Here is a 17,581-nt window from a genome sequence, read left to right as displayed (position 1 = left end):
TTTTGTCTTCGGGCTTTGTGCTGTTGCAGGGACTGTGGGGTTGCTGATCAGGCCTGCTCGATCTGAGAAAAAAAGTACCGGTAAACTCCGTCGCCATCGCGTTTCCAGCCCATCCGTTCGTGCAACCGGATTGATGCGGCATTGCGGGTGCGTACAAGGCTCCAGAGCTTGTCGATCCCGTTTGCCCTGAAATGATCCATGCAATGGGCGGCGAGCCATTCTGCAACACCCTTGCCCCAATAGGGACGGATGACAGAAATCGCAGAGAACAGTCCATCTACGCCGCATTCGGCATAGGCAACGATTGTCCCGGTTGCCTGTTCGCGGGCATACGCAAACCACATGCCGCCATGGACCGACAGTTTGCGAATGTCTTTGCCTTCAAGGTCAGCACAGGCCGGTTCATTGGCAAATGTGCGATTAAACATGGTGGCCAGTTCAGCCTCGATCACCGGGTCGGGATGATCGTGGTCATAATGATGGATGCTAAGTCCTGCGACGGCGGTCTTTGTGTAATCACCGCCATCCCAGATCATGCGCATCGAATCATATTCGGCACGATGAACAAAGCCGATCTGCTCGTAAAAGGCATTATAGTCGGCATATTCAGGGGGGCTGAAAGCGACCTGTGTTGTCAGGCCGCGCTTGGCCAGGATTATATCGAGATGCTGTTTGATCGCACGGGCGACCTGCTCTTTGGGTTGGTCGGCATTTATGAAATAGGTGACCGAGCGTGCCTTGTTATCAAGTGTTGGGCGCCAATTGACCTGTGCCAGACCAATCACGGCCTCACCATCAAAAGCCATGACCAGATCGTCAAGAACCGTGCGGTGGTCCTTTAGGATCGGTTGCCAGTAATCGTAAAATGGAGAGCTTTGTTCAAGGACACCCCACCGGCCCAGCAAAGCGCGAAAGGGGCCTTCCATCGTGGCGGGATCATATTGCGCGATATGCAGAGGCAATTTTGTATCCGTCATGGTGTCGCAATAGGGTGGCTATGTTCTACCCGTTGAAGGGCAGAACATAGCGTAAATTGATATGGTTTTTTGCGCCGCAGATGTCTGGAGTTGGCCTGATGCGGGTTAGCATGGCTTCGGACCACCCGGAAGCGGCGCACTAAGCGTCAGGCTTCAGACTTTTGAGTGACCGGTGAAACACACCCCAGACCACATGCGCAGCTCTGCGTGTGAAAGCCGGGAGGCGGTGCGCTTAGATCAAGGTCGTCAAACTGAACAGACAGTTCATCTTTGCCAGGACGGAAACACAAGGACGGCCCAGCAGGATAAGGAGATGTGGTCAGATCGATACCGTCGTCTCTATCGGCATTTTCCGGCAGCAAGGTGCAAATACACTGGCACGGAGCAGGCGGGTGACTTAAAGCCAGATTGCTGTCGCTGATATCGGCACTTTCCGGCTGCAGGGTGGTAATACACTGCCCCGGAGCGGGCGGGTGGTTTAGAGCCAGATTGTTGTCGCTGACGTGATCATCGTCAAACAGGCGAAGGAAAGCTGGTGTCGGCAGTGATCCGACAGCGCGATTTTCCTGTGTCATATCCAGATACTCCTGAAACCGGTTGCCAGATATCAGTCGTGCTGGCTATGCCCGGGTTGCCTCGGAAACAGAAATAAGCAGTACGAATTTCAAAGAACGCCATATGTGAACCAAGGTTGCCCGACGCATTGCTTGGGGCCCTTATTTATTCTTGGTGTCGCAAACTTTTAGCGCGAAAAAGACGCTAACATATGTCTAATATTCTGTGCAACGCAGATTGCGCAGTTTTCCGATTGTGCATTGATATTTGGTTATTTTTTACTATTGCATAAATGATGCAAGGCAGGGCAACCTGATCAGATATCTGAGCGGGAATAACAATACTTGCGGGGAAGAATGACAATGGTGGACGATCAGAAATACCTTGCGATTGCCCCGCATTTCACCCTGCACGCAATTGGCAATCACACTTATTTGCTGCTGTCGGAAACCCAAAGCTTTCGCCTGAATGGCGAAAGATACGGGATTTTGTTCCCCTATCTTGATGGACGTCTGCGCGAGCAGGAAATTATCGCCGGGCTCGGTGATCGCATTCCGCCTGCGGATATATCCGAGATGATCGCGCATATGCGTAAGCGGGGCTATGTCGTTGCGATTGATCCATGGGCGGATCATGCCCGATCTGCATATTGGAGCGCCAATGCCTTGCAACCTGACGAATGTGAAAGCTTTGCCCAGTCGATCAAGCTTGCGGTTGTCGGGCTGGGTCGCGATGGGGCAGCGGGATCGGTGCAAGCATCCGAACTGGCTGCGATGCTTATGGCGCAAGGCTTCAGCATTACCGATTTTAAAAATGCCAATCTGACCATTGTTCTGACCGAAGATTATCTGCAACCGGCACTTTCGGATTTCGCCCGCATGGCAGCCAAACGCAAAATGGCATGGGTGCCGTTCAAGCCTGGTGGATTAAGCGCATGGTTCGGGCCGGTCATTGGGGCCGATGGCGGTGCGGGAAATTGTTATTTCTGTCTGGCAAGACGACTGGCTGAACATCGTCAGGGCGATACAGTGGCCCCGGCATCGCCAGAAGGCGCCCGTCCGGCCCGGGCCTTTACCAAAGCCAGTCTGGCGGTGGCATTCGGTCGCGTCGTACTTGATACGGTGCGTCTGAGTTTTGGCCAGTGCGATGATCTGCGCACAAAGTTGCAGGTCTGGTCGTTAAGCGATGGGGTAAATGAACAGCATGGTGTGCCGCTATTTACCGATTGCCCCGAACATATGCCGCAATCAGGCCCGCAAACACCCGATCAGATGCATCGCCCGATCACCCTGTCGCGGATCAAAAATCAGGATGGGGCAGATGGCGGCTGGCGGGTGCTGACCCCCGAACAGGCCTTGGCCAGACTGGAACCGATTGTCAGCCCCCTGACCGGTATTGTTGGTCATCTGCACAAGGCCGATCTGGGAGAGGGGCTGCATGTCTATTCCGCCTCGCAAGGGCGACGGATGTCGATTGATCCGCGTCAGAATCGCTCGCTTGGTCGCCCGGGCGGAGCAGCGGGCAAGGGGCTGAGTGACGAGCAGGCCAAGATCAGTTGTCTGGCCGAGGCCGTTGAACGCTATGGCGCGCAATGGTCGGGCTCCGAACCCCGCCATCAGGCGAGCTGGCAGGACAATCGCGAACATGCCCCGCATCCCGCGTCACTTCTGGACTATGCCGCGCAGCAATATCAGAACCGCGAAAGCCTGAACCAGAATGCCACCGTGATGGCCCGCATTCCCGAACCGTTTGACGAGACAGCGGTGATTGACTGGACCCCGGCCTGGTCACTGCGGGATCATGCGCCGCGCTGGGTGCCGACCCGGTTCTGCTATTACGAATATCGGGGTGATGCGCCCGGTGATCATGATTTCTGCGCAGCAGATTCAAATGGCTGTGCGACGGGCGGCAGCATCGAAGAAGCAATCCTGCAGGGTTTCCTTGAACTGGTTGAACGTGATGCGATTTCGATCTGGTGGTATAACCGTCTGGTGCCGAGGCGTGTTTCGCTAGACGGGCTTGATGATGCGTTCGTTGCCAAAATGCAGGCCCATTATCAGTCACTGGGACGCACGTTCTGGGTGATTGATCTGACCACCGATCTGGGGATTCCGGTGATGATTGCTGCATCAGCCAAACAGGATGGCAGCCGCATATTGCTTGGTTTCGGATCGCATCTTGACGGGCGTATTGCCGCTTTGCGTGCCCTGACCGAACTCAATCAGATTTTGATGCATGATGATATCGAACCCTCAGCGATCCAGGACAAGGGCGGGATGGAAGATGCCATGACGACATGGCTGGCAAACGAAAATCTTGCGGATCACCCCTATATTGTCGGGGCCGGTACGGAAAAGTCGGTCGATGATCTTCCAAGCGCAGGCTTTGATACAATTGATCAGGCGGTCCAATTCTGTGTCGACCGGATGGCAGAGGAAGGGTTCGATACCATTGTTGTCGATTATAGTCGCCAGGACCTGCCGCTTTCCTGTGTTCGTGTTGTGGTGCCGGGGTTGCGTCATTTCTGGAACCGCCGTGCGCCGGGGCGTTTGTTTGATGCACCCGTCAAGATGGGGGTGCTTGATCATCCCCACAGCTATGATGATCTCCACCCCTTGGCTTTCTTCCTGTGAGGCGTCATGACCATGATTGCATCGACGGGTTCTGAATTTTTTGCGTCTTCTGACCCCTATCTTGGTGTCGGGCTTGCGCCCCATGTTCGGGCGGTCACATTTGATGACACCAGCGGGCGCATGGTGTTGAAGACGGCCTTTGGCGACGAGCCGACACTTTATGACCACGCAACCGGCTGGTCGGATCCCCGATTTGTCGATTTGGTCTCGGCCTGGGTTGGCAATCATGGCGTGGTAGTGACGACACTTTGCGAGCAGGTTGGTGAGATTTGCCCGGAACTGAAAGCCGAAGAGGTTCGGCAAAAGGCCGACCAGTTGTTGCATGAGCTGGCCAAGGTTCAGGCTTTGCAGTGGTGGTATTGCCCGGACAAATCTGCTGATGTGCCGTTGTGTCATATCGAATCAGGGTCGCGGCTTTACTATACGCCCCTTGTCATAGGGGCGGTGCCCGACGGTGCGGAAATTTCGCGCTTTGCCTTTGTCCAGCGCGAAAACGGCAAGACGGTTCTTGAAAACTGTGAGATCGGTGTGCGCTTGGTGCTTGGCCCTGATGGTGGCGGGTTGCTGCCCTACATATTTGACGGTCCGCATCACGGGAGTGACCGGAACCCAAGCGACGAGGAAAAGCTGGTCTATCCCGGTTTCTGGCATTTTCTTTGGCGGTTCGGCTTTTTGCAAAGCCGTTCGCTTGACAGTTTCGAACGTCAAAGCTGGGAATTTCATGAACGGTTGTTTCATGCCCGGTCCCGCAGTTTTCTGGGGCAGAGAACGATTGGCGCGACCTATCAGTTCAAAGATAAAGTCCCATCGCCGCCCGCGATCAAGGCACCAATGTCGGCCGACAAGATCGCGTTGCCACGTCCGGATGACTATTCATCGGATGCAGTGCCCGGACATCAGTCACTTTATGAGGTGATGGACGCGCGCAAATCCATTCGTGAGCCGGGCGCACGCCCTTTAACGCTTGATGGTCTGGGCGGGTTTTTGTGGCGGACTGTTGCCACCCGCAAACATATCAAAGGCGTTGAGTTGCAGGATTTACTGGAACGTCCGGTCCCGGCCGGGGGCGCGATCCACGAGATCGAAATCTATCTGGTTATCAATCGCTGTGATGGTTTGAAACCCGGCATCTATCATTACCAGGGGGTGGAACATGCGCTTTATGCGCTGCCTGCCCGCGAACAGGTGCGCAAAGCCATTCTCGGTGTGGCCTGTAATGCCACGGGTCTTGGTTCCAAGTTGCCCGATAGTCTGATCGTGATGGCAAGCCGGATGCCACGCCTTGGCTGGAAGTACCAGAATCTTTGTTATCGGCTGTCGCTGCTTAATGCCGGGGTGATGATGGAGGCGTTCTATCTGGTGGCAACTGAAATGGGGCTATCACCCTGTGCTACCGGAAGCGGCGATAGTGCGCTTTTTGCACTTGCCACCGGTCTTGGCGTCGAACATGAAACTGCGATTGGCGAATTCATCCTCAATGGCCCGCCGATCAAGAAATCCTATCACTGATCCAGGCTGAAGTGATCGGAGGTGGTCGCTTTGGGTTTGCTGGGCCAAACAAAAAAACCGCCGGGGTTATCCGGCGGTTTTGAGTGATCAGCAGTTTGAAGAATGCCTATTCCGCGGCAATCGTCTTGCCGTCTTTTTCAAGCATCTCGCCCTGTTTGCGTTTGGCAAGGATTTCGCGGGCCTTGGCATAGGTGTCATCGTGCCAGAAGATCAGGCAGCCGTTGCACCCACGGCCACAGCAACCCTTGGTGCCGACGCGCGGGGTGCGGAATGAACGTTCTTTCTGGCGGTCATCAAGGGCGGTCTGAAGGGCTTCGCGTTTGGCGTCGTAGCGGTCTTCGTTGCCTTTGCCCATTTCGATCTTGTGGCCTTCCTGATCAAGTTTCAGGCGTTGCCATTCATCTTCCGAAAGGGCTTTTTCCTTGCGCACGATGGTCATCGGGACGATTTCGCGACGCATGAATTCCGGGTCTTCCTGTTCAAACAGCGAGAACGGAAGACGGATGCGCGGATGGGTGTTGGCATGAACCGCTTCGCCGACCTTGCCGGTTTTGGCATCGATGAATTCATACATGCGGATGAAAATGGTCTGACGCGAACGCGGCGGGACGATTTCAATCACGTCACCGGGCAGCATGCGGTTTTTGACCGACATGATAAAGGCGTCGTCTTCGACTTCCTCGATCATTCCGGCAAATTCCCAATCGGATACGTTGGTGTTGCTGTCATAGCCGTGCGCGTAGTTGGTCAGGCGGCCATCATGGAAGGCCAGGGTGTAACCCCGGTTCGGAATGGTTGCCAGTTCCTTCATATATTCTTCGGCAGACCAGTTTTCCGGGTCCTTGTACCAGTCATCAATTGCCATGCGGTACGCACGGGCAACGAGGCCTGCGTAATAGGGGCTTTTGCCACGGCCTTCGACCTTGAGGCTGTCGACACCGATTTTGAGGTAATCTTCAAGCTTCGGCATGATGCAAAGATCGCGCGAGTTCAGGATATAGGAACCACGTTCGTCTTCCTGAATTTCCATCAGTTCGCCCGGACGCATGTCTTCTTCAAGGAAGAAGTCAAACATTTCGAGGTTTTCTTCGGTCAGGTGCAGTTCCTTGACCGTGCCGTCCTTAAGCTTCATGTGGACTTTGTATTTCCAGCGGCACGAGTTTGCACACGCACCCTGGTTCGCACCGCGTTCGGCCATGAAGTTCGACAGAAGGCAACGACCGGAATAGGTCATGCACATCGAACCATGCACAAATGCCTCGATCTTGATGTCCTGGCATTTTTCGCGGATTTCGGTCAGTTCGGCATAGGAAACCTCGCGGCCGAGCACCACAAGCTTGGCGCCGATGCTTTGCCAGAATTTGACCGACTGCCAGGAACAAACATTGGCCTGGGTCGACACATGTAAATCAAGTTCCGGGGCATGTTCGCGCACAAACATGAAAACGCCCGGATCGGCAACGATCAGGCCATCGGGCATGCATTTGCGCACCGTATCGACATATTCCGGCAGTTTGTCGATATCCTTGTTGTGCGAAAACAGGTTCAGCGTCAGATAAACGCGAACACCGTGGCTGTGGGCAAATTCAATGCCCTCGACCACGTCTTCAAGCGACATCTGGCTTTTGACCCGCAATGACAGGTCCGGCGTGCCCATGTAAACGGCGTCTGCACCATACAGCACAGCCACTTTCAGTTTTTCGAGCGAACCTGCTGGCATCAGCAATTCGGAACGGCGCGATTGATCACTCATCACTTGCGGGTCTTTTCTATTTGGTCGTCTGCGGGAAATCTCTCTGGCGCGGCTTCTATCACAGCCTGCTGCCTGTGCCGATTAAAATCGCATATTTGACCCTGCTTGCATAGATACCCCGATGATCAGCAGCCATGCCGTGCGTGCAGGGCGGGGTGGCGTCAACTGACTTGAAGTCACCTGAGTGATATAGTATACATTGCTTATTATATATCAACCATGCGACTTTGACTGAGCTGGCAAATGCCACAATCTAGCGATCCCAAACAGAATATCGGCTTTTTGATGAAGGACGTTACCCGTCTGATGCGGCGCAACTTTATGCGTCACGCAGACGAGTTCGGCCTGACCCAGGCCCAGATGCAGGCACTGGTATATGTGGCGCGCAATGAAGGTATCCGGCAGGTAAGCTTGGCCGAGATGCTTGAAATTCAGCCGATCACGACCGCACGTCTGATCGACAAATTGGTCGAGGAAGGGCTGGTGGAACGTCGGGCCGATCCTGATGACCGTCGGGCATTTCAGCTTTTTGCGACCGATGCCGCCACACCGTTGCTTGATCGCATCTTTGTGGTTGCCGCCGCCGCCCGTGAAGAAGCCATGGCCGGGATCACGCCCGAGATGCAGCATATGCTGGTTTCACTGCTTCGCCAGATGCACGAAAACCTGATTGCTGTTGAGCCGGGTGGAAAGCCGAGTGACGCCGCCATTCCCGACTGCATCCCGTCCAATGCCAAGACGGCAAAGCCAGCCAGCTCAGAGAACGCATAAATCAAGGCCCCGAACATCATGTCAGATCAAAATCAGAATGCTGCCCCGTCGGCAGCGAACGAAAATCCTGTGTCAAAGCCCAAAAAGCGCTGGTTGCGTCCGGTTCTGCTGATGGCAGGGCCGCTTGCCGTCGTAGTCGGTGGGGCCTACTGGTATTACACGGGCGGGCGGTTTGTTAGCACCGAGAACGCCTATGTTCATGCAGACATGGTTGCCATCGCGCCCGAGATCGATGGGCCGGTCACGGAAATTCTGGTCGAAGAAAACCAGCAGGTCCACAAGGGCGACGTGCTGTTCCGCATCGATCCGCGTCCCTATCAGATCGCTGTTGAACGCGCCCATGCCAATCTGGCCGCGGTGGAGCAGGAAGTCGACGCCCTGCGTCACAGCTATGAAGAACTGGCAGGCAGTCTTGAACTGGCCAAGATCAATCTCGATTTTGCCCAGAAGAAATTTGATCGTCAGCAGGCATTGCGCAAAAACAATGTGGCATCGCAGGCCACCCTTGATGAAGCTCAGAACACCCTTCTGGCCGCCAAGCAACGCATTGTCCTTGATCGGCGGGCAATGAAAACGACCCTGTCCAAGCTGGGCGGGGATGTTGAAACACCGATTGAAAATCTGCCGCAATATCAGCAGGCGAAATTTGATCTGGCCCGTGCAGAGCTTGATCTGAAGCATACCGAAATCATTGCACCGTTTAATGGCGTACTAAGCAACAAGCCCGAAGAAGGGGCCTATGTCAAAGCCGGTTCGGCGATGGCAAGTCTGGTATCAAGTGATGTTCAGTGGATCGACGCCAATTTCAAGGAAGTCGAACTGACCCATCTTAAGCCGGGGCAAAAGGCCGAAATTTCGGTTGATGCCTATCCCGATATGGTTTGGCATGGTGTCGTGCATTCGGTGGCACCGGCGACCGGCGCGGAATTTTCCGTGATCCCGGCCCAGAATGCGACGGGCAACTGGGTCAAAGTGGTACAGCGCGTGCCTGTGCGTATTGCCATCGACACCCATGGCGATTTGCCTGAACTGCGTGCGGGTATGAGTACCGAAGTCGAAATCGATACCCACCATCAACGCAAGGTGCCGGCATTTGCGGCTGCGATGATGTCATGGGTCGGGATCAATCAGGCCGAAGCCGGTACTGAAATTGCCGGAGTTTCGCAATGAGTGCTGCCGCCACGGCGGCCAGCGAGACAACGCCGCTTGAGCGCGGTCTGACCACCGTTTCGATCATGCTTGCAACCATTATGCAGGCGCTCGACACCACCATTGCCAACGTTGCCTTGCCCCATATGCAGGGCAATATGGCAGCAACCCAGGATCAGATTTCCTGGGTTCTGACATCCTATATCGTGGCGGCCGCCATCATGACGCCGCCGACCGGCTTCCTTGCCGCGCGATTTGGTCGCAAGAAGCTGTTTCTGGTCTCGGTTACCGGGTTTACCATTGCCTCCATGCTGTGCGGGGCGGCGGTATCCTTGCCGGAAATGGTGGCGTTCCGTCTGTTGCAGGGCGCGTTCGGGGCGGGGCTTGTGCCGTTGTCGCAGGCGGTGTTGCTTGATACCTACCCAAAAGAAAAGCACGGCTCTGCCATGGCGATGTGGGGGATGGGCGTGATGTTGGGGCCGATTTTGGGCCCGACACTGGGCGGTTATCTGACCGAGTTTTATAACTGGCGCTGGGTGTTTTACATCAATTTGCCTATCGGTTTGATGGCGCTTTTTGGCATCATGACCTTTGTGCCCGAAACCGACAAAAGGCCCGGTCTGTCATTCGACTGGTTCGGTTTTGCGTTACTTAGCCTGTCGATCGGGGCGCTTCAGATGATGCTTGACCGGGGTGAAAGCCAGAACTGGTTTGCATCCTGGGAAATCATCATTGAAACGGCCCTGGCTGCGGTGTGCCTTTATATGTTCATCGTCCATATGTTCACCGCACGGAACCCGTTCCTTGAGCCGGGCCTGTTTACCGACCGGAACTTCGTCGTCGGGCTGCTCTTCATCTTTGTGGTCGGGGTGGTGTTGTTGGCGACTTTGGCATTGTTGCCGCCATTCTTGCAAAACCTAATGGGATATCCGGTGGTGACGGCGGGCATGTTGCTTGCGCCGCGTGGCATTGGTACCATGATCGCCATGATGATGGTCGGGCGGTTGGTCGGGCGGGTTGATACCCGTCTTTTGATCCTGTTTGGCCTGTTTATGACGGCCTTGTCGCTTTACGAGATGATCGGCTTTACCACTGATGTCAGCGAGTATGTGATTATCCGAACCGGCATCATTCAGGGGATCGGGCTTGGTTTCATTTTCGTGCCGCTTAGTACGATTACCTTTGCGACACTAAACCCGCATTACCGGACCGAAGGCACGGCAATGTTCAGCCTGATGCGCAATATCGGGTCCAGTATCGGCATTTCGGTAATGACCACCATGCTGACCCAGAATACCCAGGTCGTGCATGCAAGTCTGGCCGAAAAGCTGACACCGTTCCGCATGGCCCTGCAAAGTCCGTGGCTGCCCGATATCTGGGATTGGCAAACGCAAACCGGGGCGGTGATGCTGAACAAGGTCGTCACCTCACAGGCCAGCACTATTGCCTATCTCAACGATTTTCAGGCGATGATGTGGATCGTGATTGCCGTGGTGCCGTTGCTGTTGTTGATGCAGGGGCCCAAACGCGCCAAACCGTCCAAAGACGAACATATGGAAGTCATGGAATAGCGTTCCCGGTTTTCCAAAACAAAACGCCCGCAAGTGATGGTTTGCGGGCGTTTTTGTTGTTCAGGGTGGTAAAGGGTGGTTCAGGCTGTCGCGCCTTCGGGGTCCGGGTCAATCGGGCGCGGGCGGCCGTCTTCGTCGAGTGCGACAAAGGTAAAGACGCCTTCGGTCACTTTTTCCGATGTTTCTTCGAACCGGGTCTGACGCCAGGCTTCGACATTGATGCGAAGCGATGTGCGGCCGGTATGGATGATTTCGGTAAAGAACGATACTTCGTCACCGACATGCACCGGGCGCAGGAACGACATAGTATCGACAAATACCGTGGCGGTTCTTCCCTTGGCGCGGCGTGCCGCGGCCGTGCCTGCGGCCAAGTCCATTTGCGACATCAACCAGCCACCAAAGATATCACCGCTGGGGTTGGTATCAGCCGGCATGGCAACGGCCCGAACCGAAGGTTGACGATCAGGAAGGGTGTCCGTTGCAGTATCTTTTGAAGTCATCTGGCACGATCCGAAATGGGTTGATGACGTAACGTTACTTTAGTTCGTTCGACTAAAGCCAGTGCAAAATATTGCCAAATCAATGCGATGGACAACGCCGGTCATTGGCAAAGCCGATGTTGGCCGAAGTTGAAATATGGCGGTTTACAAGGGGAAGCAGGCCGTTTTCACAACGGGACAAGAATTCGGATTTTTAATCTTGACCAAATGATCAGGATTGGACATGCTGTATATGTCAGAGAGAGGCATCTGTACGTGTAATCAACCGGGGATAACCCCGAAACTATAATCACACGACAGATTAGATACTGGGAAAAGTCCGGCAATGTCCGGACGGATACGCCAAGAATGTTCAGAACAGGAAGACCCAGAGTTGGTCGGGCCCGCCCGTCCGCGCACGCCATAAATCCATCCTGATCCTTATTTGGGATCACAGTGCCCGCGCTGGTCAGACTGTTTTTTGCATTCTTGTTTTGTCTCTCGACGACATCAGGAGAGGACGCCTTTTTGGCAGGGAGACAAAACCAATGACCACCTTGCAGGCCAAGCAAGTTTCCAAATCCGGTGCCATCCATGGCGGTGCCGGTCACAACGCAGCAGATGACGGTTTTTCCGATCTGCATCCGGCTTATTCCACCCTTCAGGCAATGGCAGAAAGCAATCGCTGCCTGTATTGCTATGACGCCCCTTGTGTCACCGCATGCCCGACATCGATTGATATTCCGACCTTCATTCGCAAGATCAGCACCGGCAACCCGGATGGCGCGGCAAAAACCATTTTGTCGGCCAACATCATGGGCGGCACCTGTGCCCGTGCGTGCCCGACCGAAGTTCTGTGTGAACAGGCCTGCGTGCGCAACGTTGCCGAAGATACGGCTGTTGAAATCGGTAGTTTGCAACGCTTTGCCGTTGATCATCTGATGGCGCGCGATCTGCCCCATCCGTTCAAACGTGCGCCTGAAACCGGCAAATCAATTGCTGTTGTCGGTGCCGGTCCGGCGGGCCTTTCCTGTGCGCACCGTGCCGCGATGCTTGGCCACAATGTCACCGTATTCGAAGCCAAGGCAAAGCCGGGCGGTTTGAACGAATATGGTCTGGCCGCCTATAAGATGACCAATGATTTCGCCCAGCGCGAAGTTGAATTCCTGCTTGGCATTGGCGGTATCCGCATCGAATACGGCAAGGCCCTTGGCAAAGATATCAGCATCGATGCGCTGAAAGATTCCTATGACGCCGTGTTTGTCGGTGTCGGTCTTGGATCGACCAACAATCTTGGCCTTAAGGGCGAAGAATTCCCGGGCGTTGATGACGCCATCAGCTTTATCGAAAAGCTTCGTCAGACCGAACCGAAATCCGACATGCCGGTTGGCAATAACGTGATCGTCATTGGTGGCGGTAACACCGCAATCGATGCCGCGGTTCAGGCCAAGCGCCTTGGTGCCGATGAGGTTACCCTTGTTTACCGTCGCGGGGCGGAAAACATGTCGGCGACCGAGTTTGAACAGGACCTGGCGAAAACCAATGGTGTCGTTGTCCGCTATTGGGCAAAGCCCGTCGCGATCAAGGCCAATGGCAAGCTTCTGGGCATGGAGTTCGAAAAAACCGAACTTGATGCCAGTGGCAAGCTGGTTGGAACCGGCGAGACCTTTGAAGTGCGTGCCGACCAGATTTTGAAAGCCATCGGACAAAAAATCAAAACCGATGACCTTGCCGGAATGGAGATCGCCGGCGGCAAAATCGTGGTCGATGAAAACTATCAGACAACAGCCCCGGGCGTGTTCGCCGGTGGGGACTGCATCAAAAGCGGCGAGGACCTGACTGTTCAGTCGGTCGAGGACGGCAAACAGGCCGCCATCGCCATTGATGCATTCCTGAAATCCGCTTGAACTGCCAGCTAAGGGAGAGAGAAAAATGGCTGATCTAAGCTGCAAAATCGCCGGGATTGATTCCCTGAACCCGTTCTGGCTGGCATCTGCACCGCCGACCGACAAGAAATATAACGTCGTTCGCGCCTTTGAAGCGGGCTGGGGCGGGGTTGTCTGGAAAACGCTTGGCATTGATCCGCCCGTGATCAACGTATCGTCGCGGTATGGTGCCCATCATGACCAGAACCGCCGCCTGCTTGGTATCAACAATATCGAGCTGATTTCCGACCGTCCGTTGGCCGTCAACCTTCAGGAAATCCGCGAATGCCGTGCGGAATATCCCGATCACGTCATTATCGGATCGATGATGGCCCCGATCGAGGAACGCGCCTGGAAGGACCTTGCCCAGCAGATCGCCGAAAGCGGCGTGCATGGCATCGAGCTTAACCTTGGCTGCCCGCATGGCATGTGTGAACGCGGTATGGGTTCGGCGATTGGTCAGGTGCCTGAAATGGTTGAACAGGTCACCCGCTGGGTTAAGGAAAGCGTTGATATTCCGGTCTTTACCAAGCTGACCCCGAACATCACCAACATCCTGTGGTCAGCCGAGGCTGCTTACAAAGGCGGGGCGGATGCGGTGTCGCTGATTAACACCGTTAACTCGATCATTTCGGTCGATATCGATCAGATGGTCCCCGAACCGATGGTCGATGGCAAGGGAACCCATGGCGGTTATTGCGGATCGGCGGTCAAGCCGATTGCCCTGAACATGGTTGCTGAAATCGCCCGTAGCCCGGAAACCAAAAACCTTCACATTTCCGGTATCGGTGGCATCACCACCTGGAAAGATGCGGTCGAGTTCATGGCTCTGGGTTCCAACGCGGTTCAGGTTTGCACCGCTGCGATGATTTATGGCTTCCGCGTTGTTGATGACCTGATCGACGGTATGAGCCAGTGGATGGATGACAAGGGTTACACCAGTGTCGAACAGTTCACCCGTGCCGCGGTGCCGCAGGTTGCCGACTGGAACGAGTTGAACATGAACTTTGACACCAAAGCCGTGATCAACCCGGATAACTGCATCGAATGCGGTCGTTGCCATATCGCATGTGAGGATACCTCGCATCAGGCCATTACCATGACAGCCAAGCCCGAAGGCGGCCGCCTGTTCGAGGTCGTCGACGAGGAATGCGTTGGCTGTAACCTTTGCTATCACATTTGCCCGGTCCCTGATTGTATCACCATGGAGCCGGTCAAAACTGACAAACCGCCAATGACCTGGCCGGAACATCCGTTGAACCCGATGCGTATGGCTGCCGAATAACCATCAGTGCCACCAACCTAAAAGGATTGAATAATGACTCTTCAACCCAGTGTTCGAAATCTGTCAATTGACGGTGACCGCCTTTGGGACAGCCTGATGGAAATGGCCAAAATCGGCAAAACAGCAAAGGACGGCGTTTGCCGTCTGGCGCTGACCGATCTTGACCGCGAAAGCCGCGATCTGTTCATCAAGTGGTGCGAGGCCGAGGGATGCTCGATCCGTATCGACAAGATGGGCAATATCTTTGCAAGGCGTGAAGGTCGTAATCCTGACCTTCCGCCGGTTGTGATGGGAAGCCACCTTGATAGCCAGCCGACCGGCGGGAAATATGACGGTGTTTATGGCGTGCTTTCGGGCCTTGAAGTCATCCGGGCGCTGAACGAAGCCAAATACGAAACCGAAGCCCCGCTTGAAGTTGTGTGCTGGACCAACGAGGAAGGTTCGCGCTTTGCCCCGGCAATGGTGGCATCGGGCGTGTTTGCCAAGGTGTTTGATCTTGAATACGGTCATTCACGGGCTGACGTCGATGGCAAAACCATGGGCGAGGAACTGACACGTATCGGTTATATGGGCCCGGACGAGGCGACCATTGATGCCCACCCGATGGGGGCCTATTTCGAAGCCCATATCGAACAGGGCCCGATCCTTGAAGATGAAGGCAAGGATATCGGGATTGTCACCGATGCGCAGGGTCAGCGCTGGTATGAAATCAAATTCACCGGTGTCGAAGCCCATGCTGGTCCGACCCCGATGAAAACCCGCAAGGATGCGCTTCTTGGGGCGGCGCGTGTGATTGATCTTGTCAACAAGATCGGTCTGGATCGATCCCCGCTTGCCTGTGCGACGGTTGGCATGATGCAGATCCATCCGAATTCGCGCAACGTCATCCCGGGCGAGGTCTTCTTCACCGTTGATTTCCGTCATCCCGACGATGCGGTTCTGGCCGATATGGACAAGGCCCTTCGCGAAGGTGTGGAAAAAATTGCTGCTGAAATCGGCCTTCAGACCGAGTTGGAACAGATTTTTTATTACGCCCCGGTGCCGTTTGATGCGTCCTGTGTTGATGCGGTTCGCAAAGGTGCGGAACTTGGCGGTTTCTCGGCCCGTGAAATTGTTTCGGGTGCCGGTCATGATGCCTGCTATCTCGCACAGGTCTGCCCGACGGCAATGATCTTTATCCCGTGTGTGGACGGGATTTCGCATAACGAAATCGAAGAAGTCCACAAACACTGGTCGGATGCCGGTGGGCAGGTTCTGCTGCATGCGGTTCTGGCCAAGGCCGATGAAACCGTAATGCAGAAATCAGACTGATTTCAGGATTATCATCCTCCCGTGGCTGACCATGCAGCCACCCAGAGCGGGGCGGGTTTTATACCCGCCCTTCTTTTTTGCCCGGGTTTGCGATCAGGACGGAACCGGATGGATAACTTTGGTAAAGGGTTCTTCCTGTCCTTCGGCAATCCAGTGCGCCCAGTATCGGTTCTGACCGTTTTTGTCATCGGGCTCCAGACACAGGAAATTGCGCGCGCCAACAAAACGGACATCGGTGCCGGGCAGGTTTGCCATGCGTGACTGAATACCCGGATCAATTTCCTGATCGTTATCAAGCAGGTGCCGAAGCGCAAACAAGACCATCTTGCTTGGGGCGGGATGAACGATGGCTGATGAAATCAACTGATTTATCACGCGCGTTTTGCCCTCGTATTCCATGCGATCATTTTGCAGGATGCCAAGGGCGGCAACATGCACATCGCCTGACAGGATCGTGACCCGCATACCGGTTTTCTGAAAATCAAACAGACGATGCACCATGCGGGTGCGCTCGCCTTTGTGGCTTCGGCTGCTCCAATGGTCCTGAAGGTCGTCTTCAAGTTCCTGTTGGCCCGGCACAACGCCCAGCAAACTTTCAAGCATATTGAAATCGGGATAGACGACCGGGATGCTCGACATCACAAACAGATGTTTGATGTCCGAGAGACCCGAAACCCAATCATAGACCTGTTTCCAGTGAGGGTTTGAAAGGACCTGTCGCTGGGTGCGTTCGGATCGCATATCAAGGCACAGGATGGCGGTATCGCCAATCACATGCCCCATTGAAAAACCGAATGTTGGCGCAAGATAGACATCAGGCTTGTTGGCGCCCGGCGCGATATGCTGTTGGAAAACACTAAACGCCTTGGTCGCGATTGCGCCGATCCCCTGAAAAACCGGACAGTCCTGACGGGCAGGCGGGTAGGAACCCCAACCGTCAAAGATGTCATGGTCATCCCAGATGGCGATTGACGGGATACTGGCCATCATTTGGCGGATTTCCGGTTGTGCCCAGCGTTCAGTGTAAAGGTTGAAATAAAATGCTTCGACCTGCTTTTCCATCGGCTTGGTGAAGCTTGCTTTGTTGGCGGCCTGGTTGGGTTTGTTGTTCCATTCCTTGATCGAGGGAACGACTTCCCAGATCGAATCTGCATAGACCTGATCCCCGCCCAAAAGCATTAAATGGATCGGGTTTTTGCTGTGGCGTTCCGCCATCTCAAGCCACATGCGGTTTTTGACCTCGACCCCCTTCATCACCTTTTGCGATGAAAAGCCGTTGCAGGATGCATAGGACATGTTCGGTGCATCATTTTGGGCGGGCAGGTGGATGTCGTGATAGATGCCGTTTTCAACACTATAGGTCAGTTTTGACGGGGTGTTTGCCAGCGGCACCTCAAACTGAAAACTGTGGGCAAACCGATTGCCATTTTGGGACAGCAATTTGGAGCCGTGCTGGGTGACATTTTGTCCATTGGTAAAGAAGATGCCAGTTGGCTCGGCGCTACCTGTGACAACCAGCGCACTCAGCTTCCAGCGATTATTGGTGCTGTCATATCCCTTGAATGACAGAACCGGCCCCATCAGGATTTTCATCGATCCATCCCATTGTTATGTTTTGCTAAATTAAAGTTTTATTTTGCTCGGACACGGCAACTTTAAGGTG

The 17,581-nt window shown here is 54.6% G+C and carries 13 protein-coding genes; 8 read left to right on the top strand and 5 right to left on the bottom strand.

Annotation, left to right across the window (positions count from 1 at the left end; all coding sequences use genetic code 11):
* Positions 1-47 precede the first annotated feature (47 nt).
* Together TH19_RS06695 and TH19_RS22400 are read right to left on the bottom strand one after the other, a co-directional pair.
* Positions 48-977 carry a GNAT family N-acetyltransferase gene (locus tag TH19_RS06695; RefSeq protein ID WP_114101581.1) on the bottom strand — a complete coding sequence of 310 codons (930 nt, stop codon included), beginning with the start codon at positions 975-977 and terminating at the stop codon, positions 48-50.
* 146 nt (positions 978-1,123) lie between these two features.
* The gene (locus TH19_RS22400) at positions 1,124-1,552 is read right to left on the bottom strand and encodes a hypothetical protein (protein WP_147250722.1); all 429 of its coding nucleotides are present in this window, start codon (positions 1,550-1,552) and stop codon (positions 1,124-1,126) included.
* 336 nt (positions 1,553-1,888) lie between these two features.
* On the opposite strand from TH19_RS22400, the gene TH19_RS06690 reads away from it, so the two are divergent.
* Both TH19_RS06690 and TH19_RS06685 read left to right on the top strand, forming a co-directional pair.
* Complete coding sequence (locus tag TH19_RS06690) at positions 1,889-4,165, top strand: TOMM precursor leader peptide-binding protein (protein WP_114101580.1); 2,277 nt, start codon at positions 1,889-1,891, stop codon at positions 4,163-4,165.
* Between the two features lie 6 nt (positions 4,166-4,171).
* On the top strand, positions 4,172-5,674 hold the full coding sequence (locus TH19_RS06685) for a SagB family peptide dehydrogenase (protein ID WP_114101579.1): 1,503 nt from the start codon (positions 4,172-4,174) through the stop codon (positions 5,672-5,674).
* A 106-nt stretch (positions 5,675-5,780) separates the two neighbouring features.
* On the opposite strand, the gene TH19_RS06680 is transcribed toward TH19_RS06685, so the two are convergent.
* A complete protein-coding gene (locus TH19_RS06680; protein WP_114101578.1) occupies positions 5,781-7,427 on the bottom strand; it encodes a U32 family peptidase C-terminal domain-containing protein in 1,647 nt (548 codons plus the stop codon).
* A gap of 243 nt (positions 7,428-7,670) precedes the next feature.
* On the opposite strand from TH19_RS06680, the gene TH19_RS06675 reads away from it, so the two are divergent.
* From TH19_RS06675 to TH19_RS06665, 3 genes are read left to right on the top strand one after another with little or no spacing between them, the layout of a single operon-like run.
* Positions 7,671-8,198: a MarR family winged helix-turn-helix transcriptional regulator gene (locus tag TH19_RS06675; protein WP_114101577.1), complete on the top strand. Its 528-nt coding sequence runs from the start codon at positions 7,671-7,673 to the stop codon at positions 8,196-8,198.
* An 18-nt stretch (positions 8,199-8,216) separates the two neighbouring features.
* Positions 8,217-9,368: an HlyD family secretion protein gene (locus TH19_RS06670; protein ID WP_114101576.1), complete on the top strand. Its 1,152-nt coding sequence runs from the start codon at positions 8,217-8,219 to the stop codon at positions 9,366-9,368.
* Positions 9,365-10,918 (top strand): DHA2 family efflux MFS transporter permease subunit, encoded by a 1,554-nt coding sequence (locus tag TH19_RS06665; protein WP_114101575.1) that lies wholly within the window; start codon positions 9,365-9,367, stop codon positions 10,916-10,918. Before TH19_RS06670 ends, TH19_RS06665 begins: the two co-directional genes overlap by 4 nt.
* Before the next feature lie 80 nt (positions 10,919-10,998).
* Here TH19_RS06665 and TH19_RS06660 read toward each other — a convergent pair whose 3' ends face one another.
* Positions 10,999-11,418, bottom strand: a complete 420-nt coding sequence (locus TH19_RS06660; protein WP_114101574.1) for an acyl-CoA thioesterase — start codon at positions 11,416-11,418, stop codon at positions 10,999-11,001.
* A gap of 527 nt (positions 11,419-11,945) precedes the next feature.
* Between TH19_RS06660 and TH19_RS06655 the strand changes: the two genes are divergently transcribed.
* The 3 genes from TH19_RS06655 to TH19_RS06645 are packed head-to-tail and all read left to right on the top strand — an operon-like array spanning position 11,946 to position 15,918.
* Positions 11,946-13,304: an NAD(P)-dependent oxidoreductase gene (locus TH19_RS06655; protein WP_114101573.1), complete on the top strand. Its 1,359-nt coding sequence runs from the start codon at positions 11,946-11,948 to the stop codon at positions 13,302-13,304.
* Between the two features lie 25 nt (positions 13,305-13,329).
* Entirely contained in the window at positions 13,330-14,607 is a 1,278-nt protein-coding gene (gene preA / locus TH19_RS06650) for an NAD-dependent dihydropyrimidine dehydrogenase subunit PreA (protein ID WP_114101572.1), read from the top strand.
* A 33-nt stretch (positions 14,608-14,640) separates the two neighbouring features.
* Positions 14,641-15,918: a Zn-dependent hydrolase gene (locus tag TH19_RS06645; RefSeq protein ID WP_114101571.1), complete on the top strand. Its 1,278-nt coding sequence runs from the start codon at positions 14,641-14,643 to the stop codon at positions 15,916-15,918.
* Between the two features lie 93 nt (positions 15,919-16,011).
* On the opposite strand, the gene TH19_RS06640 is transcribed toward TH19_RS06645, so the two are convergent.
* Positions 16,012-17,511 (bottom strand): alkaline phosphatase D family protein, encoded by a 1,500-nt coding sequence (locus tag TH19_RS06640; protein ID WP_114101570.1) that lies wholly within the window; start codon positions 17,509-17,511, stop codon positions 16,012-16,014.
* Positions 17,512-17,581: the final 70 nt, after the last annotated feature.

This window comes from Thalassospira profundimaris, assembly GCF_003326675.1.
In the GTDB taxonomy this organism is placed as follows: domain Bacteria; phylum Pseudomonadota; class Alphaproteobacteria; order Rhodospirillales; family Thalassospiraceae; genus Thalassospira; species Thalassospira aquimaris.
The sequence above is the reverse complement of the archived record's forward strand: the minus strand, read 5'-3'. Positions and strand labels throughout refer to the sequence as shown.